This window comes from Mesorhizobium sp. M0152 (assembly GCF_040322415.1).
In the GTDB taxonomy this organism is placed as follows: Bacteria; Pseudomonadota; Alphaproteobacteria; order Rhizobiales; family Rhizobiaceae; genus Mesorhizobium.
Genome location: NZ_JAMYTH010000004.1, coordinates 23,582 through 46,754, shown reverse-complemented (window position 1 = coordinate 46,754; position 23,173 = coordinate 23,582). Strand labels below are relative to the sequence as shown.

At 62.1% G+C, this 23,173-nt stretch carries 24 protein-coding genes and 3 tRNA genes; 16 read left to right on the top strand and 11 right to left on the bottom strand.

Translation table 11 applies throughout. The annotated features are described in order from the left end of the window. Positions 1 to 12: 12 nt before the first annotated feature. On the top strand, positions 13 to 204 hold the full coding sequence (locus NKJ26_RS05605; RefSeq protein ID WP_352694349.1) for a hypothetical protein: 192 nt from the start codon (positions 13 to 15) through the stop codon (positions 202 to 204). A gap of 181 nt (positions 205 to 385) precedes the next feature. Continuing rightward, entirely contained in the window at positions 386 to 1,357 is a 972-nt protein-coding gene (locus tag NKJ26_RS05600) for an NAD-dependent epimerase/dehydratase family protein (protein ID WP_352694348.1), read from the top strand. 34 nt (positions 1,358 to 1,391) lie between these two features. On the opposite strand, the gene glf is transcribed toward NKJ26_RS05600, so the two are convergent. Continuing rightward, positions 1,392 to 2,576: a UDP-galactopyranose mutase gene (gene glf, locus NKJ26_RS05595; RefSeq protein ID WP_352694346.1), complete on the bottom strand. Its 1,185-nt coding sequence runs from the start codon at positions 2,574 to 2,576 to the stop codon at positions 1,392 to 1,394. Between the two features lie 190 nt (positions 2,577 to 2,766). On the opposite strand from glf, the gene NKJ26_RS05590 reads away from it, so the two are divergent. The 4 genes from NKJ26_RS05590 (at position 2,767) to NKJ26_RS05575 (ending at position 7,569) form a co-directional block, all read left to right on the top strand. Continuing rightward, the gene (locus NKJ26_RS05590; protein ID WP_352694344.1) at positions 2,767 to 3,741 is read left to right on the top strand and encodes a hypothetical protein; all 975 of its coding nucleotides are present in this window, start codon (positions 2,767 to 2,769) and stop codon (positions 3,739 to 3,741) included. 485 nt (positions 3,742 to 4,226) lie between these two features. Continuing rightward, positions 4,227 to 5,261, top strand: a complete 1,035-nt coding sequence (locus NKJ26_RS05585; RefSeq protein WP_352694342.1) for an extracellular solute-binding protein — start codon at positions 4,227 to 4,229, stop codon at positions 5,259 to 5,261. Between the two features lie 95 nt (positions 5,262 to 5,356). After that, positions 5,357 to 6,784 carry an amidase gene (locus NKJ26_RS05580; protein WP_352694340.1) on the top strand — a complete coding sequence of 476 codons (1,428 nt, stop codon included), beginning with the start codon at positions 5,357 to 5,359 and terminating at the stop codon, positions 6,782 to 6,784. Between the two features lie 86 nt (positions 6,785 to 6,870). Beyond that, on the top strand, positions 6,871 to 7,569 hold the full coding sequence (locus NKJ26_RS05575; protein ID WP_352694338.1) for a TetR/AcrR family transcriptional regulator: 699 nt from the start codon (positions 6,871 to 6,873) through the stop codon (positions 7,567 to 7,569). A gap of 7 nt (positions 7,570 to 7,576) precedes the next feature. On the opposite strand, the gene NKJ26_RS05570 is transcribed toward NKJ26_RS05575, so the two are convergent. The 5 genes from NKJ26_RS05570 to NKJ26_RS05550 are packed head-to-tail and all read right to left on the bottom strand — an operon-like array spanning position 7,577 to position 12,147. Beyond that, positions 7,577 to 8,329 (bottom strand): MBL fold metallo-hydrolase, encoded by a 753-nt coding sequence (locus NKJ26_RS05570; RefSeq protein WP_352694336.1) that lies wholly within the window; start codon positions 8,327 to 8,329, stop codon positions 7,577 to 7,579. Between the two features lies 1 nt (position 8,330). Next, positions 8,331 to 9,395, bottom strand: coding sequence for an ABC transporter ATP-binding protein (locus tag NKJ26_RS05565; protein ID WP_352694334.1), 1,065 nt, complete (start codon positions 9,393 to 9,395; stop codon positions 8,331 to 8,333). After that, positions 9,392 to 10,174 (bottom strand): ABC transporter permease, encoded by a 783-nt coding sequence (locus NKJ26_RS05560; protein WP_352694332.1) that lies wholly within the window; start codon positions 10,172 to 10,174, stop codon positions 9,392 to 9,394. The genes NKJ26_RS05565 and NKJ26_RS05560 overlap by 4 nt, the downstream gene beginning before the upstream one ends. A gap of 1 nt (position 10,175) precedes the next feature. Further along, positions 10,176 to 11,042, bottom strand: coding sequence for an ABC transporter permease (locus NKJ26_RS05555; protein ID WP_352694330.1), 867 nt, complete (start codon positions 11,040 to 11,042; stop codon positions 10,176 to 10,178). 13 nt (positions 11,043 to 11,055) lie between these two features. Then, positions 11,056 to 12,147, bottom strand: coding sequence for a polyamine ABC transporter substrate-binding protein (locus NKJ26_RS05550; RefSeq protein WP_352694328.1), 1,092 nt, complete (start codon positions 12,145 to 12,147; stop codon positions 11,056 to 11,058). A 91-nt stretch (positions 12,148 to 12,238) separates the two neighbouring features. Here NKJ26_RS05550 and NKJ26_RS05545 point away from each other — a divergent pair, with 91 nt between their 5' ends. Further along, positions 12,239 to 12,853: a TetR/AcrR family transcriptional regulator gene (locus NKJ26_RS05545; RefSeq protein ID WP_352694326.1), complete on the top strand. Its 615-nt coding sequence runs from the start codon at positions 12,239 to 12,241 to the stop codon at positions 12,851 to 12,853. Positions 12,854 to 13,221: 368 nt separating this feature from the next. After that, positions 13,222 to 13,803 carry a DUF2569 family protein gene (locus NKJ26_RS05540; RefSeq protein ID WP_352694324.1) on the top strand — a complete coding sequence of 194 codons (582 nt, stop codon included), beginning with the start codon at positions 13,222 to 13,224 and terminating at the stop codon, positions 13,801 to 13,803. A 79-nt stretch (positions 13,804 to 13,882) separates the two neighbouring features. Here NKJ26_RS05540 and NKJ26_RS05535 read toward each other — a convergent pair. Both NKJ26_RS05535 and NKJ26_RS05530 read right to left on the bottom strand, forming a co-directional pair. Next, positions 13,883 to 13,958 (bottom strand) — tRNA-Thr (locus tag NKJ26_RS05535). Between the two features lie 167 nt (positions 13,959 to 14,125). After that, complete coding sequence (locus NKJ26_RS05530; RefSeq protein ID WP_352694322.1) at positions 14,126 to 14,857, bottom strand: cysteine hydrolase family protein; 732 nt, start codon at positions 14,855 to 14,857, stop codon at positions 14,126 to 14,128. Positions 14,858 to 15,074: 217 nt separating this feature from the next. Between NKJ26_RS05530 and NKJ26_RS05525 the strand changes: the two genes are divergently transcribed. After that, the gene (locus NKJ26_RS05525) at positions 15,075 to 15,242 is read left to right on the top strand and encodes a hypothetical protein (protein WP_081689692.1); all 168 of its coding nucleotides are present in this window, start codon (positions 15,075 to 15,077) and stop codon (positions 15,240 to 15,242) included. A gap of 240 nt (positions 15,243 to 15,482) precedes the next feature. Then, positions 15,483 to 15,791 carry a BA14K family protein gene (locus NKJ26_RS05520; RefSeq protein WP_027028248.1) on the top strand — a complete coding sequence of 103 codons (309 nt, stop codon included), beginning with the start codon at positions 15,483 to 15,485 and terminating at the stop codon, positions 15,789 to 15,791. A gap of 94 nt (positions 15,792 to 15,885) precedes the next feature. Here the strand turns inward: NKJ26_RS05520 and bhcR are convergent, their stop codons facing one another. Further along, a complete protein-coding gene (gene bhcR, locus NKJ26_RS05515; protein WP_352694705.1) occupies positions 15,886 to 16,707 on the bottom strand; it encodes an HTH-type transcriptional regulator BhcR in 822 nt (273 codons plus the stop codon). A gap of 214 nt (positions 16,708 to 16,921) precedes the next feature. On the opposite strand from bhcR, the gene gcl reads away from it, so the two are divergent. From gcl to NKJ26_RS05500, 3 genes are all read left to right on the top strand, one after another. Continuing rightward, a complete protein-coding gene (gene gcl / locus NKJ26_RS05510) occupies positions 16,922 to 18,703 on the top strand; it encodes a glyoxylate carboligase (protein WP_352694319.1) in 1,782 nt (593 codons plus the stop codon). 168 nt (positions 18,704 to 18,871) lie between these two features. Beyond that, positions 18,872 to 19,669, top strand: a complete 798-nt coding sequence (gene otnI, locus NKJ26_RS05505) for a 2-oxo-tetronate isomerase (RefSeq protein ID WP_352694317.1) — start codon at positions 18,872 to 18,874, stop codon at positions 19,667 to 19,669. A 230-nt stretch (positions 19,670 to 19,899) separates the two neighbouring features. Beyond that, the gene (locus NKJ26_RS05500) at positions 19,900 to 20,787 is read left to right on the top strand and encodes a 2-hydroxy-3-oxopropionate reductase (protein ID WP_352694315.1); all 888 of its coding nucleotides are present in this window, start codon (positions 19,900 to 19,902) and stop codon (positions 20,785 to 20,787) included. Positions 20,788 to 20,906: 119 nt separating this feature from the next. Here NKJ26_RS05500 and NKJ26_RS05495 read toward each other — a convergent pair whose 3' ends face one another. Continuing rightward, on the bottom strand, positions 20,907 to 21,752 hold the full coding sequence (locus tag NKJ26_RS05495; RefSeq protein ID WP_352601835.1) for a TrmH family RNA methyltransferase: 846 nt from the start codon (positions 21,750 to 21,752) through the stop codon (positions 20,907 to 20,909). 200 nt (positions 21,753 to 21,952) lie between these two features. Between NKJ26_RS05495 and NKJ26_RS05490 the strand changes: the two genes are divergently transcribed. Next, a tRNA-Tyr gene (locus NKJ26_RS05490) sits at positions 21,953 to 22,037 on the top strand. 90 nt (positions 22,038 to 22,127) lie between these two features. Next, positions 22,128 to 22,201, top strand: a tRNA-Gly gene (locus NKJ26_RS05485). Between the two features lie 65 nt (positions 22,202 to 22,266). On the opposite strand, the gene NKJ26_RS05480 is transcribed toward NKJ26_RS05485, so the two are convergent. After that, complete coding sequence (locus NKJ26_RS05480) at positions 22,267 to 22,731, bottom strand: YidB family protein (RefSeq protein WP_352694312.1); 465 nt, start codon at positions 22,729 to 22,731, stop codon at positions 22,267 to 22,269. Between the two features lie 130 nt (positions 22,732 to 22,861). Between NKJ26_RS05480 and NKJ26_RS05475 the strand changes: the two genes are divergently transcribed. Then, positions 22,862 to 23,119: a GlsB/YeaQ/YmgE family stress response membrane protein gene (locus tag NKJ26_RS05475; RefSeq protein WP_352694310.1), complete on the top strand. Its 258-nt coding sequence runs from the start codon at positions 22,862 to 22,864 to the stop codon at positions 23,117 to 23,119. The last annotated feature ends 54 nt before the right edge of the window (positions 23,120 to 23,173 follow it).

Below are 23,173 nucleotides of genomic sequence, written 5' to 3'. Positions count from 1 at the left end.
ATGTCAAGAGACATGCGCCAGCCGCACGGGGCCGACATATTGCCGGTAACACGCCTGATCATCGTTCTCGTCATGTTGGGAAGCTTCGCGCTCGTCTTCGCCGAACTGGTGCGCCAGTCCGAGGAAATGAGCGTCAGGCCGCAGCCCACGGCGTCACGCTGCGGCGATGCCGCCGGCACGCCTTGCCCGCAAAGGGCGCTGTAAGCCGCTAAATGCGCTGATGTCCGCGAGACGAGCATCGCAATGATGCTTGGCGTCCCCGGCCCCGCGGGTTCCTCCTCCAGCAGGGCGCAAGACGAGTTTGGTCGTTGCAATCGCGGCTCCTCGCGCATAGATGAACAGGCTTGGCGGCATGTGACTGGCCGGGTTTGGGAGGGGAGTTCGCATGCCACGCAGCGTCTTGGTTTCCGGGGGCTGCGGCTTCATTGGCTCACACCTCGTCGACCGCCTGCTGCGGCGCGATGATCTGGAAGAGCTAGTCGTCGTCGACAATCTATGGACCGGGTTGCGCGACAACATCGCCCATGTCGCCGACGCGCGTTTCAGCCTGCACATCGCCGACGCCGAAACCTTCACGGCCGGCCGGCATTTCGACGAGATCATACATCTGGCATCGCCGGCTTCGCCGGTTTGGTACATGCGTGAGCCGGCCCGCACGATCAGGGCCAACATAGGAGGCGCGCTCAACCTCCTGTCGCTGCTCAGGCCCGGCGGCCGTTTCTGCTTCGCCTCGACCTCGGAAGTTTATGGCGACCCCCTGGTGTCACCGCAGCCGGAGAGCTATCGGGGGTCCGTGGACTGTACCGGGCCAAGGTCCTCATACGACGAAAGCAAGCGCTGCACCGAGGCGCTGCTGTTCGAGCAGCAGCGCGTTAGCGGGCTCGATGTTCGCGTCGTCAGGCTGTTCAACACCTATGGGCCGCGGACCCGTATCGACGACGGCCGCGCCGTCTCGAATTTTGTCAGCCAGGCGCTGACCACGGGAATCCTGACCGTCTACGGCGACGGCTTGCAATCGCGCAGCTGGGGCTATGTCGACGACATCGTCGATGGATTGGAACGTTTCTTCTGGCGCGACAGCATCTCGCACCGGGGCCCTCTGAATATCGGTAACAATCGCGAGGTGTCGGTTCTCGAGACCGCCAAATTCGTCTGTTCGCTTGTCCCGGGTAGTCGCATCGAGCATCATGCGCCTGTCCCGCAGGATCCGACGAACCGGTGCCCGGACCTGACCTTCGCAAGGCAGGTACTTCCCGGCTGGGAGGCGAGGACCAGCTATCAGGAGGGGATCGAACGCACCTTCGAATGGTTTCGGCGGCAGGTTGCGATTGCCGGTAGATCGGCGGCGATCGCTTGACGCAAGGAAATAGGCAATCTCCGGGTTCGAATCGTCACGCCGGTTGTGAAAGAAGATCGGGCTTGCCCGCGAAGCAGGGCCCAAGCACGGTTTCGAAGGCCTTCAAGGCCGCGCCGATCGCCTGGTGCATGTCCAGATACCGGTAGGTGCCCAGCCGGCCGCCGAGATGCAGGTTCTTTTCGCTGGCCGCCCGCTCGACATAACGGCGGTAGACCGCCTGATCCCGTCGCGTGTCGATGGGGTAATAGGGTTCGTCGAGGCGGCCCGCAAAACGTGAATACTCGCGGCCGATGAGCGTCTTGTCGCTTTTGTGCTGGCGCTCCGGGTTGAAATGCCGGAATTCGACCACGCGGGTATAGGGTACCGCTTCGTCGGCGTAGTTCATGATCGCCGTGCCCTGATGGTCCGGCGTGTTCATGACCTCGAGGTCGATATCGATGGTTCGCCAGCCGAGTTCACCCTCGCAATAATCGAAATAGCGGTCGATCGGACCGGTATAGACGACCGGCAGATCTTTTGGCAGCAGGGCTTTTATGTCGAAGAAATCGACCCCGAGCCGGGTTTCGATGAGCTCATGCGCGAGCATCTTTTCGAAGATCGCCGTGTAGCCGTCGACAGGCTGGCCCTGGAAACGATCGTTGAAATAGCCGTCCTCGAACGTATAGCGGACCGGCAGCCGCGCGATTATCTGCGCCGGCAGTTCGCGTGGGTCAGTCTGCCACTGCTTGGCGGTGTAGCCCTTGATGAAGGCATCATAAAGCGGGCGCCCGACCAGGGAGATCGCCTTCTCCTCGAGATTGGCTGGCGCAAGATCGCCAAGCTCCGCCGCCTGCTCTGCGATCATGCCGCGAGCCTCGTCCGGGCTCAGCCGCCTGCCGAAGAACTGGCAGATGGTGGCGAGGTTGATCGGCAGCGGATAGACCTTTTCGCGATAGGTCGAAAACGCGCGATGGCGATAGGCCGTGAACCCGGTGAAGCGCTGCAGATAATTCCAAACCTCTTCGTTGGAGGTATGGAACAAATGCGGCCCGTAGCGATGGACCTCGACACCGGTGACGGGATCCGGTTCGGTGTAGGCATTGCCGCCGATATGCCGGCGCCGGTCGATCACCAGCACGCGCCGGCCGAGCTGCGTGGCGATGCGCTCGGCGAGCGTCGCGCCGTAAAAACCCGCGCCGACGATGAGAATGTCGGCCCGGGCCAGCAGATTCGTGTCCATTCGGCCGTATCCATCCAGCGTTCAAGGTTTTTGTCTTATTCGCTGCCGTCAGTCATGATTCAAGTGAAAAGCGATATGCGTTTGAAAATATCAGGCAGGGTGGATGAAGATATTTTTTCGGACGGTATAATGCCTTTGCCTTAGCCTAGACGAATCTCCGAAATTCGACCATTAAGCTTGCCCACTATCGTTGACCAATCGGCTGAACAGAACGCGGCCATCGCAGGGTTGTACATCCATGAAACTTGTTGTTGTGACGCCGGCTGGGCGCGAGAAATACCTTCGACTGCTTAGCCACCACGTTCTGAAAAGCCCGGACGTGCACGAGTGGCACCTATGGGATAATTGCCGCAACGAAGCCGATCGCGCTTATCTGCAGCGACTGGCCGCTTCCGACCCTCGCTGCAAAATCAAGAGACTCTCCCATGCCAATGGCGGGTTCAATGTCATCGGGGACTTCTACCGTTTCTGCGATGACCCGGAAGCATTTTACCTGCGCCTCGACGACGACGTGGTTTTCGTCGAGGACGGCTTCTTTCCAAAATTCATGGCGAGAGTCATGGCGGAGAGGGGGTCGGCAATCTGGTATGCGCCCTTGATCATCAACAACGCGATCTGCAACTCGCTGATCAAGCAGCTTTCCAAGGTTCTCGTGGACGGTCCGCTTACCTGCCAGGCGTCGTGTGAATTCTCCTGGGCTCATGCCAGCTTTCCACAGGCGCTTCATCCGGTCTTTATCGAAGCCGTCCGAACCAGGCGGCTGGCTGACTTCCGCGTACCGGACCGGGAGATCAGGCTGTCGCGCTTTTCAATCAACGCAATCGGCTTTTTCGGATCGGATATCGTCAATCTGGGAGAGGATTTTCATCCGCCATCAGGCGATGAGGAAGAATGGCTGTCAACGACATTGCCCGCAAAGCTGGATCGTCCTGGCAAGATCTTCGGCGACCTCGTCGTCGCGCATTTCAGCTTCTATACACAGGAACGCCAATTGCTGCGGACCAATATCCTCGACGGCTACTATGAGGTCGCAGGTCTGGTCCCCCCTATATACGAGAAGCCGCCGATCCGCTTGAGGGACCGGCTGAAGCAATGGAGGAGGGGCCGCAGGGCATCGACGCCACCCCGCTACACGATCTCGCTCCCAGCGGCCATTTCCGGCTGATACCTGGGCTCCGGTCCTTGCCGCGAGCCTGACGCTCGCCGCGCCACCACCCGCGAAGAGAAGGCGGCTGCCATGCGGCCGGTCAGCAGGCCACATGCGCCGGACGCCGACGCGGCGGCGGCCAGCACCGCGCTCCCCAGCCCCCAGCCCCCAGCCCCCACCCCCCAGCCCCCAGCCCCCAGCCCTTGCACGAAGCCGCCTCATGGGCGGTCGAACTGCCGGCAGAAAGATATTGACTGTATATTTAGTCATAGTTACTCCTGTCGATGAGGACCAAAGTTGGCCAGCCGGCTTCCGCCGGTGAATGGCCACGAAACGACAGGGGAATATCTTGACCGGCATCCGGCCGGGCTTCGGCGCACCGTGAAGTCGAAGCGATCTCGACGGCCTTCCTCGTGCTGTCGGTATCGTCACGGCCGTCTTTTCGTCTGCAGGAAACGGACCAAGGCGGCGACGCCGCCGGTCCCAACAATGGGAGCACTAGCATGAACTGCAAACTGATCGCGGCGACCCTCGGGCTGTCGCTGCTCGCGGCTACGGGCCTCGCCCGGGCCGATGGCGAACTCAACATCTACAATTGGGGCAACTATACCAACCCGGACCTGATCAAGAAGTTCGAGGAGACCTACAAGGTCAAAGTCACCGTCACCGACTACGACTCCAATGACACCGCGCTGGCCAAGGTGCGCCAGGGTGCTTCAGGCTATGATATCGTCGTGCCCTCGGCCAGCGTCGTGCCGATCTGGATCAGCGAAGGCCTGCTGCTGGAGACCGACCCCAACACAATGGAGAATTTCAAGAACGTCGATCCGAGATGGGTCGACGTCCCCTTCGATCCGGGCCGCAAATACACTGTTCCATGGCAATGGGGCACGACCGGCATTTCGGTGAACAAGTCGGTCTATGCCGGCGACCCGAACACCTCCGCGATTTTCCTCGACCCGCCGCCGGAGCTCGTCGGCAAGATCAATGTGGTCCCCGAGATGGGAGACATCATGTTCCTCGCGATCGCCTATGAGGGCGGCAAATATTGCACCGACGACAAGACAGTGCTGAAGAAGGTGCACGACAAGCTTACCGAGGCGAAGGCGAAATGGCTTTCGCTCGACTACGCGGCCGTCGACGGCCTCGGCAGGGGCGATATCGCCGCCGGCGTCAACTGGAACGGCATATCCCTGCGCGAGCGGCTGGAGAACGACAAGATCGTCTATGGATATCCGAAGGAGGGCTTTCCGATCTGGATGGACAACGTCGCCGTCCTCAAGGACGCCAAGAACGTCGAGAACGCCAAGCTTTTCCAGAATTTCATCATGGACCCGAAGAACGCCGCGCTGATCTCGGCCTTCGCGCGTTATTCGAACGGCATCAAGGGATCGGAAGCCTTCATGCCCGAGGACATGAAGAATGCGCCCGAGGTGAATATTCCGGCCGAGTATCTTGCCAAGGGCCAGTTCATGCAGGCCTGTCCACCGGACGTGCAGGCGCTCTACACGAAGATCTGGACCGATCTCCAGAAATAGGCTGATCCCTCGTTTCTCCGCGCCGCTACACGCGGCGCGGCCATCTCCCATCCGACACATGCCAGAGGCGGTCCGGCGATCGCAGGAGATTTCCCATGTCCGATCTCGACCTGTGCTACATGCCCGCCAGCGAGGCGTTGCGGCTGTTCAAGGCGAAGAAACTTTCGCCGGTCGAACTGATGCGGGCCACCATCCGCCGTGCCGAGGCCACCAGGTCGACCATCAACTGCTTCACCTTCACGCATTTCGAAGAGGCGATGGGGCTCGCTGCAAAGGCGGAGGTGAAATACGCCAAAGGCGCCAGGACCGGGGCGCTGGAGGGGCTGCCGATCGGCATCAAGGACGAGAGCTACATCAAGGGCAAGCCGACCTCGCACGGTTCGCTGCTGTCGAAGGATGCCATCGGTGGCCACACCTCGACGATGAACGAGCGCATCATCAAGGCCGGAGGCATCGTCCATGCTCGTACGGCAACGCCCGAATTCAGCTGCGCCGGCTACACCTGGTCGAGGCGATGGGGCGTCACGCGCAATCCCTGGAACCCGGACTTCACGCCGGGCGGTTCTTCGGGCGGATCGGCGGCGACGCTGGCTTCCGGCACATCGTCGATCGCTACCGGTTCGGATATCGCCGGTTCGATCCGCATTCCTGCCTCGGCCTGCGGTCTGGTCGGCTTCAAGCCGCCTTACGGCCGCAATCCCGACGAACCGCCGTTCAACCTCGACTTCTATTGCCACACGGGGCCGCTGGCGCGAAACGTCAGGGATGCGATCCTGCTCCAGAACGTCATGGCGGGACCGAGCCCGCTGGACATCGCCACGCTGCGCCCAAAACTGCGCCTGCCGCTCGACTACAAGCCGATCAAGGGCTGGAGGATTGCTTTCTCGATGGACCTCGGCTCTTTCGAGGTGGATGCCGACGTGCGCAGGAACACGCTTGCCGCCTGCGATGTGTTCCGCTCGCTTGGCGCCACGGTCGACGAGGTCGACCTGGGCTGGGGCGACGAAGTGCTCAAGGCCGGCATGGCTTACCTGGATCATCTCTTCGGCGCCTCGCTGTCGCAACTGCTCAAGCAGCACGGCAAGGACATGACCAGCTATGCCCGGCAATTCGCCGAGGACGGGCAGAAGTCCAAGGCCACGGATTTCGTCGCGACCCTGGAGGTGGCGGCCAGGATGTACCAGACGTTGGGGCCGCTGCTTGAGACGTACAATGTGTTGATCTGCCCGACGAATGCGATTCCCGCCGTGCCGGCGGAGTTCGACCAGACCAGGGACACGGTCGAGATCAACGGAAAGCGGGTCAACCCTTCGCTGGGCTGGGTGATGACGACCCCGTTCAACATGCTGAGCCGTTGCCCGGTTCTGTCCGTGCCTTCGGGGAGGGCGACGAACGGCGTGCCGACGGGTATCCAGATCGTCGGCCGTACCTATTGCGACGCCGACGTCTTCCGGGCCGGTCTGGCCTATGAAACGGCTCAGGGGCAATGGTATGGGAATGCCGGGACACGCCCGTCGCCCTGACCAATTTTGGGGATGAGCAGGCGTGCATATGCCAAGCAACTTGTGCGGCGGGATTTCCGCCGCGGGGTCCGAAAGGCCTGACGAAAATGGCGCAACGCAAGGCAGGGGCGGAGAAACGCGGGTCCGTGGCGACCAAGGGCAGGGCTTCGGCAAACGATGCCGCTCCCAGGGATCGTCGCAGGGAGCGCGGCGAAGCGAGCGTGCAGCGGATCATCGACGCCACCATCGAGCTCATCGCGGAGGAGGGACTGGCAAGCGTCACCATGCAGCGCATCGCCGAACATGTCGGCTCTTCGAATGCGCTGGTGGTTTTCCATTTTCGCAGCAAGGAGAACCTTTTCCGGGCCGTGTTGCAGTATCTCAGCGATCAATATGACGAGCTGTGGGCCACCCTGGTTCGGGCGCCGGGCCTGTCGCCGGTCGAAAGGCTGCTGGGCGCCGTCGACTGCGCGCAGCGCTTCGCGCGGCAGCATCCGCAATGGGTTTCGGTTTTTGTCGTGTTCTCCAGCGATCGCAAGAGCATGCAGATCTACAATGAAATCGGCCTGCCCAGCGATCTCGCCTACACCGCCGAGGCGCGCGAACTGCTCACCGAGATCGCGCGCAGCGGCGGCTACACCGGCGTCGATCTAGACACCTTGTCCGAAAGCCTGAATTATCTGGTCCATGGCGCGTGGTATTGGGACCACCTGAACCCTCCCGGCCGCGAATCCAACGTATTGCGCAAGACCATGCTGCTCCTGCTGCATCAGGCATTTCCGCGGCATTTCGAATTGATGCGCTAATTCGCCGTCAGCGCAGATGGCAGCCGGCCCGGCGTTTCTGCGCCAGATACTCGTCGACAAGCTGGCGGTAGCGCACCTTGCCGAAGCTCGGGAAATGACCGCCATGCACGACCGAGACATCGAGGTCGCGCATGGCGAGCAGCGTCGCCATGTAGTCCGGGATGTCCGAGTGGTAGACGTCGTCGATCAGCGGGCCGTCATAGATGATATCGCCGGATAGCAGCACGCCGGTTCTTTTCTCGAAGAGCGCAATGCCGCCGGGCGAATGGCCAGGCGTATGGATGACCTCGAAAGCACGGTCGCCGAGATCGACGACGTCGCCATGTTCGAGCAGGCGGTCGGCCGCCGCCGACAGGATTTTGTAGCGTGCCGTGTCCCATCCCCGCGGCATGCCGTCGAACATCTCGTCATTGGCATAGCGGTCCGCGACCGTCCATTCGTTGCGCGGATCCGCGAGGATTTCCGCTTCGGCGAAGTGCACGCAGCGGTCGGGAAATTCGTGGTGGCAGCCTATATGGTCGAAATGCGTGTGGCTGGCGATGCAGGTCAGCTTGCGCTCGCTCACCAGGGACACGTGACGTTTGAGGCTGAAATGGCCGAGGCCGGTATCGAACAGAAGATCGCGATCGCGGCCGCGCACGTGCCACATGTTGCAGCGGAAGAACGGTTTTATCCATGGCTCGTGGATCAAGGTCACGCCATCGCCCATGCGGATGGTTTCGTACCAGTCTGGAGCCTCGATGATCGGCAGGATGCCCATTTCAGTCCGTCAACAAGATGATCTGGTCGGTGTCGCACGAAATCGCGACAGTGTCGCCCGGTTGGACGGTGGCCGCGGCCGCGAGCTTGGCGATGAATTGCAGCGAGGGATCCTCGACGGAAACCGCGAGCACGCGCTTGAAGCTGCCCTGGAAAACCACGTCGCTCACCTCGGCCGTGCCGAGCTTGGCGCTGCCGGCGTCCGCGCCGAGGACAAGGTGCTCCGGCCGTATCGCCAGCGCAACGGCCGAGCCGAGCGGCAAGGCGCTGGGCAGCGAGACCGGTCCGGCCGGCGTCGCGACAATGCTTGTCTTGTCCCTGGCCTGCGTGACCGTGCCGGCAAGAATGGTGCTTTCGCCCATGAAGGTAGCGGAAAACCGCGTCGCCGGTCTTGCATAAACACGCTCGGGCGGCCCTTCGTCCTCGATGCGGCCGTCATTCATCACCACGCAGTGGTCTGCCAGCGCCATCGCCTCCTCCTGGTCGTGGGTGACATGGATGAAAGCGGTGCCGACGCGCTTCTGGATCGCCTTCAACTCGTCCTGCATCTGCCGGCGCAATTTGAGGTCGAGCGCGCCGAGCGGCTCGTCGAGCAGGAGCACCGCCGGCTCGATCACCAGCGCGCGCGCCAGCGCCACGCGCTGCCGCTGGCCGCCGGAGAGCTGGTGCGGCTTCTTGTCGAAGGATGTGGCCAACCCAACCAGCGCCAGCGCCTCGCGCGCCTTCGCCGCCCTGGTCGTGCCGTCGACGCCTTGCATGCGCAGGCCGAAGCCGACATTGGCCCCGACGTTCATATGCGGGAACAGCGCATAGTCCTGGAACACCGTCGTAGTCGGCCGCCTGGCCGGCGGCACTGCGGTGCAATCCTCGCCCCGGATGAAGACCTTGCCTTCGCTGGGCGTGACGAAGCCGCCCAGGATGGAAAGCAGCGTCGTCTTGCCGGAGCCCGAGGGGCCAAGCAGGATCGTGTAGCTGCCCGGCTCGATCTTGAGCGAGACGTCTTTCAGCACCGCCAGCTGCCCGAAACGGTGCGAGACGTTGCGGATATCGACCAGGGGCGTGCTCATGCCGGCTTTCTCCGCAGCAATGTCAGTTCGAACAGCACGACCAGCACGATCGAGACGGCGAAGACCAGCGACCCGACGGCGTTGGTTTTCGGATTGAGGCCCGAGCGCAGCAGGTTCCAGATTTCGACCGGCAGCGTGGTGTCGAAACGGGTCAGCAGGAAGGAGATCACGAACTCGTCCCAGGAAAATGTCATCGACAGGAAGAAACCGGCGAAAATGGCAGGCGCCATGACCGGCACGGTGATCAGCAGCAGTACCTTCCACTCCGGCGCGCCGAGGTCGCGCGCGGCGCGCTCGATGTTGATCTGGTGGTCGCCCATCTGGCTGTAGATGATGGCAAAGCAGAGCGGCAGGTTGATCACGACATGGCCGATGCCGGCGGCAAGCAGCGATTTCGGCACGCCGGCCCAGTTGAACAGCACCAAGAGCCCCATGCCGATGATGAGATAGCTGACCGTCAGCGGCAGCGTGATCAGCCCGCGCAGCAGGCCGGAGCCTGGCAGCACGAAGCGGGCGAAACCCCAGGCGGACAGGAAGCCGAGCGTGACGGCGGCGAGCGACGAGATGGATGCGACCAGCAGCGAGTTGGCCAGCGCCGAGGTCAGCCGCGCGTCGGAGAGCACGGCGTCGTACCAGCGCAGCGACGGCCCGGTGAAGGGCGGGATCGGGAACGACGTCGCCTGCAGCGAAAACAGCACCAGCACCACCACCGGCAGGAAGATGAAGCCGTAGACGGCAAGCGCGTAGAGCCAGGAGGCGATGCGGACGATCCGGCGCATCTCAGGCCCGCTCGATCTTGAGCCAGCGGGCGCAAGCGAGATAGGCGATGGTGACCACCGCCATCAGGATGATCGACAATGCCGAGGCGAGCGGAAAATCGCCGCGCCGGCCGATCTGCATCATCACCAGCTGCGGCATCAGAAGCTCGTTATTGCCGCCGAGGATCTGCGGCGTGATGTAGTCGCCGATGCACAGCACGAATGTCAGGAAGGCGCCGACCATGATGCCGGGCAAGGTCAGCGGCAGGACGACATGCAGGAAGGTGCGCACCGGCCCGGCGCCGAGATCGGCGGCGGCCTTGCGATAGCTCGGGCTCAACTGCTTCAGATTGGCGAAGATCGTCAGCGTCAACAGCATGACGAAGAAATGCACGAAGCCGGTGACGGTGGCGAACCGCGTATTGGCGAGCTGCAGCGGCTCGGCGACCACGCCGAGGCCGGTCAGCGCGCGGTTGACGACGCCGTTTTGCGCCAGCACCAGCAGCCAGGAATAGGAACGCACGACATAGGAGGTCCAGAACGGCAGCACCGCCAGCATCAGCGCCAGCCGCTGCCAGCGTTCCGGCACCTGTTCGGCCAGGATCCAGGCGAAGGGATAGGCGAGCAGAACCGAAACCACGGTGACGATCGCCGTCACCTCCAGCGAATTCACCATCGCCTGCCAATAGGAGGGGTTGGTGAAGAACTGGCTGTAGTTGGCTGATGTGAAGCCGCCGCCCTCATGCGCCGTCAGGCTGGAAAACCCCATGGCGATGAACGGCAGCACGAAGAACAGCAAGGTCCAGCCGAGCGCCGGCGTGACCAGCGCCCAGGGCAGGGCAGCGCCTGCCCGGTGCAGGGCGCGGCCGCTGTTTGCCGAGGTACTCATGAGCGGTATCAGCTCACTTCGCCTGCAGCATTTCGGTCCACATGTCCTGCATCTTCTTGTCGAGATCGGCATTCGGCGACGGATAGGCCTGGGCGCGGGCGAGGAAGCCCGGCTGCTCGTCGAAACGCAGGACCTTCTTCTGGTCGTCGGTCAGCGCCGCCTTGGTGTTCGCCGGCATGCCCCAGTAGCAGGACGAGGTGGCAAGCCGCGCCTGGCCCTCCGGGCTCATGATGTACTGGATGAATTTCAGCGCCACGTCCTTGTTCTCTGAGTCCTTGAACATGGCCAGCGACTGCGACCACAGCACCGCGCCCTCCTTTGGAATGGAGAAGTCCAGCGCCGGGTTTTCCTTGGCCAATCCCGCCGTCACCCATTCGCCGCCGCCGACCAGAATATCGACCTCGCCGGTTGCCAGCGCCGTCTGGCTGGCGGTGACTTCGCCGACCAGCTTGGCATTGGCCTTCATCTTGAGAAGTTCGTCCTTGATGGCGGGCAGGTCGGCTTCGGTCAGCTCCGCCGTCTTCTTGCCGATGGCCAGCGCCGCCATGCCGATGACCGGCAGGTAATAATCGTAGATCGCGACCTTGCCCTTGTATTTGTCGCTGGTCAGCGACGCCAGCGACTGCATGTCGGCCGGATCGACCTTGGTCTTGTTGAAGCCGATCGTGTTGTAGCCGAACTTTTCGGTGATGCCGTAGCGCTTGCCGCCGACCACGGTGGAGCCGTCCATCTTCACCTGCGGAAACAAATCGGCCAGTGGCAGCTTGTCTTCCGGCAGCGGCTCGAACAGGCCTTTCTCGACGCCGCGCGGTACGTCGATGCTATCGATCACCATCACGTCCCAATCGCCGGGCTGCGACTGCTCGACGATGGCGAGCCCGGCGCCGGTGCCCTCGAATTCCTTGACGTTGACCTTGACGTTGTTGGCCTCCTCGAAGGGTTGCAGCAGCGCCGGATCGGAATGATCGCACCAGATCAGCGCGTTGAGGTCGGCTGCCCCGGCGACGCTGCCCGTCGCGAGAAGCAGTGCCGTGGCGGCGGACGCCGCATGCAGATGGTTCTTCAAGGTGGAAAGCGGATTCCTGGATGCGGATTTGATGGACATCGAGTGTTCTCCCTTGCCTTTGTGGCTTCTTGCAAAAAATTGAACCAATTCTAAAATTGAGTCAATTCTGTTTTTATGGCAAGAGGCTGAGATGAGCGGATTGCGGGCAAGGCAAAAGGCGGACCGGCAGAGGCGCATCATCGAGGCGGCGGCCGAGCTTTTTCGCGATGCCGGCTATGAGGGCGCCAAGATCGAGGCCATCGCCGCCCAGGCCGAAGTCTCGGTCGGCACCATCTACAACTACTACCAGAACAAGGGTGATATCCTCGGCGCCATCGTCTCGCTGGAGGTCAACGAGGTGCTGAATGCAGGGCAGGGCGTCGTCGCCAGGCCGCCGGCCAACGTCGGCGATGCGCTGGACACGCTGGTCGGCATCTACATCGAGCACTCCCTGCACTATCTCAGCAAGGAGATGTGGCGGCAGGCGATGGCGATCTCGACGCAACTGCCCGACAGCCCGTTCGGCCAGGCTTACACCGCGCTCGACCGCGCGCTCACCGAACAGATCCGCGCCCTGATCGCAAGGCTGCAGGCGCTTGGACTGGTGCGGCAGGACATCGACGGGGCGGCGCTCGGCGAACTGATCTTCAACAACATGAACATGATGTTCATCGAGTTTGTGAAACGCGATGAGGCGAGGATCGCCGAATTGCGCGCGGCGATACGCCGGCAGAACCGGATTTTGGTGACGTCGATTACTGTGTGAGCCGATCCTTTGGGGAACAGACAGGTTGAAGCGGGCTTTGGAGTCCGGGTCGTCAACCAGGGCCCCGAACGCAGGTTGGCAAAAGGACTGACGACGGCCAACACCGGCGGTACCGCCAGCTTTTTGTGCCGGCGGCTTTTCACGATAGGAATTTTTTCTTGCAGGGTGAGTGCAGCTATGGTAGATATTTATCTATGGTGCAGATTTGCGCCAATGACCCGCCGCACAGGCGGGTTTTTCGTTTGATGCTTCTCAACCAGCGCGCCGGAAGAACCCGTTAACCCGGGCTTCGTGGGTCGTCAGCAAGCCCTCTTGAGTCGCCGTCAAAACGTGCTACAACCTAAGGATGCATTAGGGGGGGTAGTAAAATGGGATTTTCTATCTGGCATTGGGCAATAGTGTTGCTGCTGATCGGTGTGCCCGTCTTCGTCGCCATCAGGTCCGCAAGCAAATCTTCACAGGCAAGCAAATCTTCACAGGCCCCAGCAGATCTGGTTGGGTTTGGGGGCTGGCTGATGCTGCTGGCGATCGGTCAGGCATTGTCACCGCTGCGCACGCTCGCCAGCTTGGGCAATTCGGTCGAAGGCTACCAACAGCTCATGACCCTGCCAAATGGACCCTTGGCGGTGTATGGCGAGGTTGCCCTCAACCTGCCGTTCCTGGCGCTTCAGTTGGTTGTTCTGGTCTCGATGCTGCGACGAAGCCACCGCTTCCCGCGCTTGTTTCTATGCCAGTGGTTCGCGATTCCTCTCGTTTTCATCCTGGACACGGCGTGGACTTCAACAATCCTCGATATCCCGGTGAACCAGCTGCTTGCCGGGAACGCACTGGTAACGCCCCTGGTCTCGTTCGTGTTCACGGGGATATGGGTGGCTTATGTCTATAATTCGGTGAGGGTGAGGAACACTTTCACCAGGGCGAGCACATCAAGCCGGATCGTGAGCGCCTGACAGAGCGCTCGTGGCCGGCAATCCGCTTCGGAAACGGTGACCGTGAGGTTTTGGCCTCGCGTGGAATTTCGTGCGGAACTGGTGCCCCCGGACGGAATCGAACCGCCGACCTTCGGTTTACAAAACCGCTGCTCTACCAGCTGAGCTACAAGGGCACGGCGCTCCGGTTAGCATATTTGTTGCGCCAGTAAAGACAAAACTCCGTTTTCGATTCGCCACCACGGTTGATGAGCAGGCGGTGTCGTATCTGGACTTGACCTTACGCTGACCCGGAGCGGAGGCCTTGCCGTTTCGAGATCAGATGATACCGACGGTCGCGATCTCATTCGGCTAATTCAAGACGCCCCTGAACGTGCGCCTCAATGGCCATCAGGAAATGGTCGGACGTCGATGTCCACCCGAATAGCACCTCTACGAGCGTGAGCGAGGCGTCATGATTGCTCCTTGAGGCGTCTCGCGCGATGGGCTCGCTGGTGCAATCTATGAGCAGTATGCATTGAAAGTCCCTGAAAAAGGCATCTCGTATCGTCGACTCGACACAGACGCTGGTCGTGCATCCTGTCACGATGAGGTGCCTGATACCTGCGGTCCGCAGAACAGCATCGAGTTCGGTCTCGTAGAAACCGCTGAACCGGGTCTTGTAGAGGACGACATCGCCTGCTTTCGGCTTGAGGTCGTCGACGATATCTGTTCCCCAAGTGTCGCGGATCAGAATCCGGCTCTCGCTGCCATCCGGGGCTGTCATGCTCTCTCCGACCCCAAAAATCTGGAGATGTCGCAACCGGTTCGGGGCGCCCGACGCCCCGAGGTCCGAGAGATCGGAACGATATCCCATCTTCAGATAGACGACGGGCACTCTCACATTGCGGGCGGCGGCTATTACGCTTGCAGTAGGGCCGATCGCCCGTTGAATCCCGGAAATATCGATTCCGGCCCGGTCGAACATTCCACCTTTGGAGCCGAAGTCATTCTGCATATCGACGACGAGAACAGCAGCCTGGGTAGGATCAATTGAAATCGGCTGAGGCTTTGCCTCAATGATGAGCGCCTGCATTTTACCTCCCACCAGCATGAGGTGCCGTCCATTGTGCGTGTCATGATGATCCGCCGCGTACTTCGCGTCAACAAAGGGGAGCTACAGCCCCGCTTGCGAACCCAATGGTGGCCTGAGAACGGCGGTCACGTTGATGAGGCCGCCGGGGCGTGCTGAAATCCGCAAACACGCTACCTACATGTTGTCGAGATGCAATCGCTTCGGACTGGAGTGTCGCATGATCAGGCTCGTCATCATTCTGCCGATCGTCGTCATCGCCTGGATGCTGCTGGTGAAGCTCATCAGCGATGTGAAGAAGGCCAATGTCGACTGGACCGGCGTCGCCACCATCATCGGCTTCATCGCGCTTGCTTTCTGGCTTCGCCATGTCACGGGGATGGGGTGAAAGAGAGCGAGTAGCGAATAGCGAGTAGCGAATAGCGAGTAGTGAGTAGTGAGTAGTCAGGTAGCGAGGAGACGCGTGGGTTTTCCCTATTCGCTACTCACTACTCACTACTCGCTCGTTTGCTCGTTTTCCCGGCCGCTCCACAAAATCTCCAAACCTCACGAACCTTTTTCCTGGCCGCAACGACAGATGATCAAGAGGCGGATGGATCGCCTCGGTCAACGAAGCAAGGAGATCGTCATGTTCAAGCGCACACTCGTTTCCGGCCTCATCGCCACCACGGTCGCCGCCGCCGCCCTGGCCGGCACCGTCCAGCCCTCGGCGGCTCACGGCCATCATCATCACGACCTTGGCATCGGCATCGCCGCCGGCGTCGGCGGGTTCGTCCTGGGCAGCCTGCTTGCCCAGCAGCAGCCGCGTACCGTCTATGTAGAGGAAGACGGCGGCTCCTGGCACGTTCGCCGCTGCTTCGATCGTTATTCGAGCTACGATCCCGACTCCGACACCTATATCGGCCACGATGGCTATCGCCATTACTGCCGGCTCTGAGGAGAGGGCGTTTCAATCAGCTGGAAAGAGGGGCGCCCCACCGCCCCTTTTCCAGTGACACCGTCACTGGCGCGATGACCCGGGGCAACGACTGTCAGGCCGCTCTGGTGCCGCCGATCATCCTGGTCACCTCGGCCGCGGCACTGCGCACCATCGGCCCGATCTCGGCCAGCCGTTCCGGTGTCACCCGCACGGTCGGCCCCGACACCGAGACGCCGCCGATCGGTTCGCCGAATTCATTGAAGATAGCCGCGGCCACGCAGCGCATGCCGGGGTGCCGTTCCTCGTCGTCCACCGACCAGCCGCGCAGCTTGATGACGGCCAGGTCATGCGCGAGGGCAGGGATGTCGGACAGAGTCCTGTCGGTGAAGCGCTGCAAGCCGGCCTTGCGCAAAATGGTTTCGACGCGCTCCGGGTCGAGATGCGCCAGCACCGCCTTGCCGATGCCGGAAGCATGGAAGGCGCTGCGCGTGCCCGGCCGGAAGAAGGCGCGGATCGCCTGGTGCGTCTCGACCTGGCTGACGAACACGACGCAATCGTCCTCGGCGACGCCGAGATTGGCGGTCTCGCCGGTCTTCTCCATCAGTTCCTGCATGACGATGCGGGCGCGGTCGACCAGCTTGCGGCGGCGCAGGAACGCCGCGCCCATGCGATAGGTCTCGACGCCGATCGACCACAGCTGGTCGCTGGTGTCGAATTCGACCATGCCGTGGTTTTCCAGCGTCGTCAGCATGCGGTAGGCGGTGGAGGCCGCAAGCCCGCTCTGCGCCGATATCTCGCTCAGCGACAGGCCGCTGCCCTCAGCGACAATGGCCAGTATGCGCAAGGCGCGATCGAGCGATTGCACCGAATTGGCCTCTGACGGCCCGTTGAAAGCGCGCGGACGACCGCGCTGGCGTTTTTCGGTCGTTTCCATGGCGCCATTGTCGTCGAATTTGCCGGACAGGCAATGAAAAAGTTTTTCATCATATCGCACTCCAAGTTTCCTGGAAAACGGAAAACCGAACAAAATCAGCACGTAGCCGCCGTTTTCTAGAAATGAAAAAATATTTTGGAAAAATTGAAAAATGCACGGGGTACTGGCATCCTTTGGTCAATCCAACAATGACAACCCTGTGGAGGGCCGGAAAATGGCTGGGATGCGCGCTGTCGATGCCGCGGTTCTCGTTCTCGAAAAGGAAGGCATCTCCTGTGCCTTCGGCGTGCCAGGGGCGGCGATCAATCCGCTCTATTCGGCGCTGAAGACGCGAGGCACGATCCGCCATGTGCTTGCCCGTCACGTCGAGGGCGCCTCGCACATGGCCGAGGGCTACACCCGCGCCAAGGCGGGCAATATCGGACTATGCATCGGAACCTCGGGTCCGGCCGGTACCGACATGATCACCGGGCTTTATTCGGCCGCGGCCGATTCGATTCCGATCCTCTGCATCACCGGTCAGGCGCCGCGGGCGCGGTTGAACAAGGAGGATTTCCAGGCCGTCGACATCGCAGCCATCGCCACACCTGTTGCCAAATGGGCCGTCACCGTCATGGAACCCTATCTGGTGCCGATGACGCTGCAGAAGGCTTTTCATCTCATGCGCTCGTCGCGGCCGGGTCCGGTGCTGATCGACCTGCCGGTCGACGTCCAACTGGCCGAGATCGAGTTCGACATCGACGCCTACGAGCCGCTTATCCCGTTCAAGCCGGCGATGACGCGCGCCCAGGCCGAAAAGGCACTGGCGATGCTCAACGCCGCCGAAAAGCCGCTGATCGTCGCCGGCGGCGGCATCATCAATGCCGATGCGTCGGACCTGCTGATCGAATTCGCCGAAATTTCCGGCGTGCCGGTCATCCCGACACTGATGGGCTGGGGCGCGATCCCCGACGATCATCGGCTGATGGCCGGCATGTGCGGCCTGCAGACCTCGCACCGCTACGGCAATGCGACGATGCTCGAGGCCGACTTCGTGTTCGGCATCGGCAACCGCTGGGCCAACCGCCACACCGGCTCCGTGGATGTCTACACCAGGGGCAAAAAATTCATCCATGTCGACATCGAGCCGACGCAGATCGGCCGCGTCTTCGCGCCGGATCTCGGCGTCGTCTCGGATGCGGGTGCCGCGCTGAAGATGCTGCTCGACGTCGCCACCGAGTGGAAGACGGCCGGAAAGCTGCGCGATTGGTCCGGCTGGGCGAAGGAATGCCAGGCGCGCAAGAAGACGATGAAGCGCAAGACGCATTTCGACCAGGTGCCGCTCAAGCCGCAGCGCGTCTACGAGGAGATGAACAAGGCGTTCGGCCGCGACGTCACCTATGTCACCACGATCGGCCTGTCGCAGATCGCCGGCGCGCAGTTCCTGCATGTCTACAAGCCGCGCAACTGGATCAATTGCGGCCAGGCCGGCCCGCTCGGCTGGACGTTGCCGGCCGCCCTCGGCGTGCGCGCCGCCGATCCCGACCGTACCATCGTGGCGCTGTCGGGCGACTATGATTTCCAGTTCATGATCGAGGAATTGGCGGTCGGCGCGCAGCACAAACTGCCCTACCTCCATGTCGTCGTGAACAATGCCTATCTTGGGCTGATCCGCCAGGCGCAGCGCGGTTTTTCGATGGATTTCGAGGTCAGCCTCGCCTTCGAGAACATCAACCGCGTCGGCGATCCCGAGGCCGGCTACGGCGTCGACCATGTCGCCGTTGCCGAGGCGATGGGCTGCAAGGCGGTGAGGGTGCGCAAGCCGGAGGAATTCGCGGGCGCTTTCAAGGAAGCCCAGCGGCTGATGAAGGAACACCAGGTTCCGGTCGTGCTCGAATTCATCCTCGAGCGCGTCACCAACATCTCGATGGGCACCGAGATCGACAAGGTCACCGAATTCGAGGACCTCGCCGAAAACCATGAAGACGCGCCGACCGCCATCGTGATGCTGGATTGAGCCATGCTGATATTCAGGTGAGGCCGGCCTGTAAACGGCAGCTTCCTGCGCTTCCGGTGCTCACGTACAGAAAGTACGCTCCGCTCCGGTTCTCGGAAGCCACCATTTTCGGCTCGGCCTGACCCGAATCTCAACATGGCTTTGTATCTGGCGGAGAAGGAGAAAAGAATGCCGCGTTTTTCAGCCAACCTTTCGATGCTCTTTAGCGAGCACGACTTCCTCGATCGTTTCGATGCCGCCGCCCGCGCCGGCTTCAAGGGCGTCGAATATATCGGCCCGTACGATCATGCGCCCGATGTCGTGGCTGCCCGGTTGAAGAAGAACGGCCTGACGCAGGTGCTGTTCAACCTGCCGGCAGGCGATTGGGGCAAGGGCGAGCGCGGCATCGCCGCACTGCCGGACCGCGTGCCGGAATTCCGCCAGGGCATCGCCAAGGCGATCGCCTACGCGCAGGCGCTCGGCTGCGAGCAGGTCAATTGCCTGGCCGGCATCGCGCCCGCCGGCGCCGACCGCAAGGTGCTGGAGGATGTCTTCGCCGAAAACCTCGCCTTCGCGGCGGAAAAGCTGGAGCAGGCCGGCATCAGGCTGTTGATCGAGCCGATCAACACCCGCGACATCGAGGGCTTCTTCCTCAACTATTCCGACCAGGCGCTTGATCTCATCGACCGTGTCGGCTCGAAGAACCTGTTCCTGCAATACGACATCTATCACATGCAGGTCATGGAGGGGGATCTCGCCCGCACCATCGAGGCAAACCTCAGCCGCATCGCGCATATCCAGCTTGCGGACAATCCCGGCCGTCATGAGCCGGGGACGGGCGAGATCAATTTTCCCTTCCTCTACGAGCATATCGACCGCATCGGTTATTCCGGCTGGGTTGGGGCGGAATATAAGCCGAAAGCGGGTACGGAAGCTGGGTTGGGGTGGTTTCGGGATTTGGCCGGGCAGGGGAGCGCGGCGGCTTAGTTGGCTCGAGGGTAGCAGTCTAGGTCGCGTTCCTTGGCGCCCCCCTCTGGCCTGCCGGCCATCTCCCCCACAGGTGGGGAGATTGGCAGCTTCGGCGCGCCGCTCACTCCTACGGCGTTAGAGATTGGCGAAGGCCGGGACGCATCCAATCTCCCCCCTCGTGGGGGAGATGGCCGGCAGGCCAGAGGGGGGCGCGCAGGAACGCCGCCTAACAAAAACGGAGAACCACAATGGAAACCATCGGCTTCATCGGCCTCGGCATCATGGGCGCGCCGATGGCGGGACATCTGCTGGACGCCGGCCACACGGTCATCGCCAGCGACCACCGCTCCAAGCCGCCGGCCGAACTCGTGGCCAAGGGACTGAAAACTGTCACCGGCCATGCCGCCGTGGCCAGTGCGGCGGATATCATCATCACCATGGTGCCCGACACACCACAAGTCGCCGAGGTGCTGTTCGGCGAAAATGGCGTCGCCTCGGGGCTGACCAAGGGCAAATTGGTCATCGACATGAGCTCGATATCGCCGATCGAAACCAAAGCTTTCGCGAAAAAGATCAACGAACTCGGCTGCGACTACCTCGACGCGCCGGTCTCGGGCGGCGAAGTCGGCGCCAAGGCGGCGTCTCTCACCATCATGGTCGGCGGCGGGGAAAGCGCCTTCGAGCGTGCAAAACCCGTGTTCGAAAAGATCGGCAAGAACATCACACTGGTCGGGCCGAACGGCGTCGGCCAGACCACCAAGGTGGCCAACCAGATCGTCGTCGCGCTGACCATTGAAGCTGTCGCCGAAGCGCTTGTTTTCGCATCGAAAGCCGGCGCCGATCCGGCCAAGGTCAGGCAGGCGCTGATGGGCGGTCTGGCCGCCTCGCGCATCCTCGAGGTCCATGGCGAGCGCATGGTCAAGCGCACCTTCGCGCCGGGCTTCCGCATCGAACTGCACCAGAAGGATCTGAACCTGGCGCTAGAGGGGGCAAGGGCGCTCGGCGTCTCCCTGCCCAACACCTCGACCACCCAGCAACTGTTCAATTCCTGCGCCGCCAATGGCGGGGCGAAGGAGGATCACTCCGCGCTGGTCAGGGCGCTGGAGCGGATGGCGGGACATGAGGTAGGGCAGTAGGGCAGTAGGGCAGTAGGGCAGTAGGGCAGTAGGGCAGTAGGGCAGTAGGGCAGTAGGGCAGTAGGGCAGGCCCGTTCGGCGCCGCTTCTCGGAACATACTGCCTTATTGCCGTACTGCCCTACTGCCCCAGGAATTTCCTCGCCGCATAGAGGCTGACCGCCGCGGCATTCGATACGTTGAGCGAGCGGATGGCGCCGGGCATGTCGAGGCGGGCCAGTGTCGTCACCGTCTCGCGGGTCTTCTGGCGCAGGCCTTTGCCTTCGGCGCCCAGCACCAGGGCTATTCTGTCGCCGGCAAAGCTCGTTTCGAGTTCGGCCGGCCCGTCCGAATCGAGACCGATTGTCTGGAAGCCGGCGTCGTGCAGTTGGCCGAGCGCGTCCGCCAGGTTCTTCACCTCGATCTGGTCGATATGCTCCAGCGCGCCCGAGGCGGATTTCGCCAGCACGCCCGATTCCTGCGGGCTGTGGCGCGCCGTGGTGATCAGCGCGCCCGCGCCGAAAGCGACCGCCGAGCGCAGGATGGCGCCGACATTGTGCGGATCGGTGATCTGGTCGAGAACCAGCACCAGCTTCGTGTCGCCAAGCGCGTCGAGGCGCTTGGGCTTCAGCGGCTCGGCCTCGACCAGCACGCCTTGATGCACGGCATCCGAACCGGTGATCTTGTCGATGTCCTTGGGTTCGACCAGTTCCGCCTTGAAGGGCAGGGCGGCGAGATCGGCAATATCAAGGCGCTCGGCCGCGTTGCGCGTCACCAGCATTTTCCTGATCTTGCGGCGCGGATTGTCGAGCGCCGCCCGCACCGTGTGCAGGCCGTAGAGCCGTACCAGGCCGTCGGCGGCGTTCTCGCCGGGCGGCACGGGCTGGCGCGGGCGGAACGCCGGCGCGCCGCCGCTCTTCTCGTCGCGGTGCGCACGGCGCAGCTTGGCGTAATGGGTGTCTTTCGGAGTGCCGGTTTTGTTGCTCATGGCCGGCTTCTATAGCGGTCCGTCGCCGCTAGGGATATGGCCTGTCGCCGCAGCCGGCGAACAGAAACGAAAAACCCTGGCTGTGCGGTTGACACCCACTGGCCTTGCCGCCATAAGGCGCTTCGCTGATTTCGGAGAAGACATCCAACTCGGGTCCGGATTGGCGAGAATGCCTCGTTGCGTGGCTCCGGCGGCAGACTGGAGAGGTGCCCGAGTGGTTAAAGGGGACGGACTGTAAATCCGTTGGCTTAGCCTACGTTGGTTCGAATCCAACCCTCTCCACCACTGCCGGCCCGGAAGCCCTGAAACGAGAAAAGCATCGGATCGAAAAGTGCATGGCGCTTTTCGGGTGAATCCGATACTTCAGTGCAAGGCGCGGGTATAGCTCAGTGGTAGAGCAGCAGCCTTCCAAGCTGAATATGCGGGTTCGATTCCCGCTACCCGCTCCAGATTTCCATCCCTGTTATTGGCAGCCGAAACGCTGCACAAAGCGCGCAGCGCTTCAGCGCTCGCTTCAGCTGTTGAACGCGGAGGCGACCTGGTGCTGCTGCGGCAGCTGGCCGTTCGGCGTCAGTCTGTCGACGATGCCGGGCAACGCGGTCGACAACTGCTTGAGCAGTTCCTGTTCGTCCAGCCCTGTCCGTTGCGATATCTCGCGGATGATCTGCGGGCCGATCGCATTGCCGAGTTCGTTGGCGTTGATCGACTGGTTCTGCCCGGTGCCGACCCATGAGTCGGCGACGTTGCCGTGGCCGGCGGTCTTGAGCTTGTCGAGCAGGCCGCCCAATCCACCCAGCAGGCCGCCGTCGCCGGAATTGGCTTCGGTCGGAGCGGGCTCGGCTGGCACCGGAGCTTGCGGCTGATCCGGTTGTTCTGCACTTCTGCCGCTCAGCATTTTTCCGACCAGCAAGGCACCGAGTGCGATCATCAGCGGTTTGGTGATGTTGCCGCCGGGAACGGCGTTGTCAAAAAGTCCCATAATGGATCCTCCATCGCAACCAAGCCCGCCCATCTTCAACAATGGCGCATCGGGGCGGAATTGCAAGCTGGCTTGAGCTTTTGACAATCCTATGAAAATGTCCGGCTGGCGGGGGGATGGAGAGGAAAAAATGTCAATCATCAGCTGGATCATACTCGGCGTCATTGCCGGCTTCCTGGGCAGCAAGATCGTCAACAAGAGCGGCCAGGGCATGATAATGGATATCGTGCTCGGCATCGTCGGCGCCATCGTCGGCGGCCTGATCTTCAGCGCCTTCGGGGCGTCGGGCGTCACCGGCCTGAACATCTACAGCCTTATCGTTGCCGTGATCGGGGCGGTGGTGGTGCTGTGGGCCTATCACCAGTTCAGCGGTAAGCGGACGATTTAGAGGTCCGAGGCAGGCCGCCGGACATCTCCCGATCCTTTTCAGGATCTCCCTGAT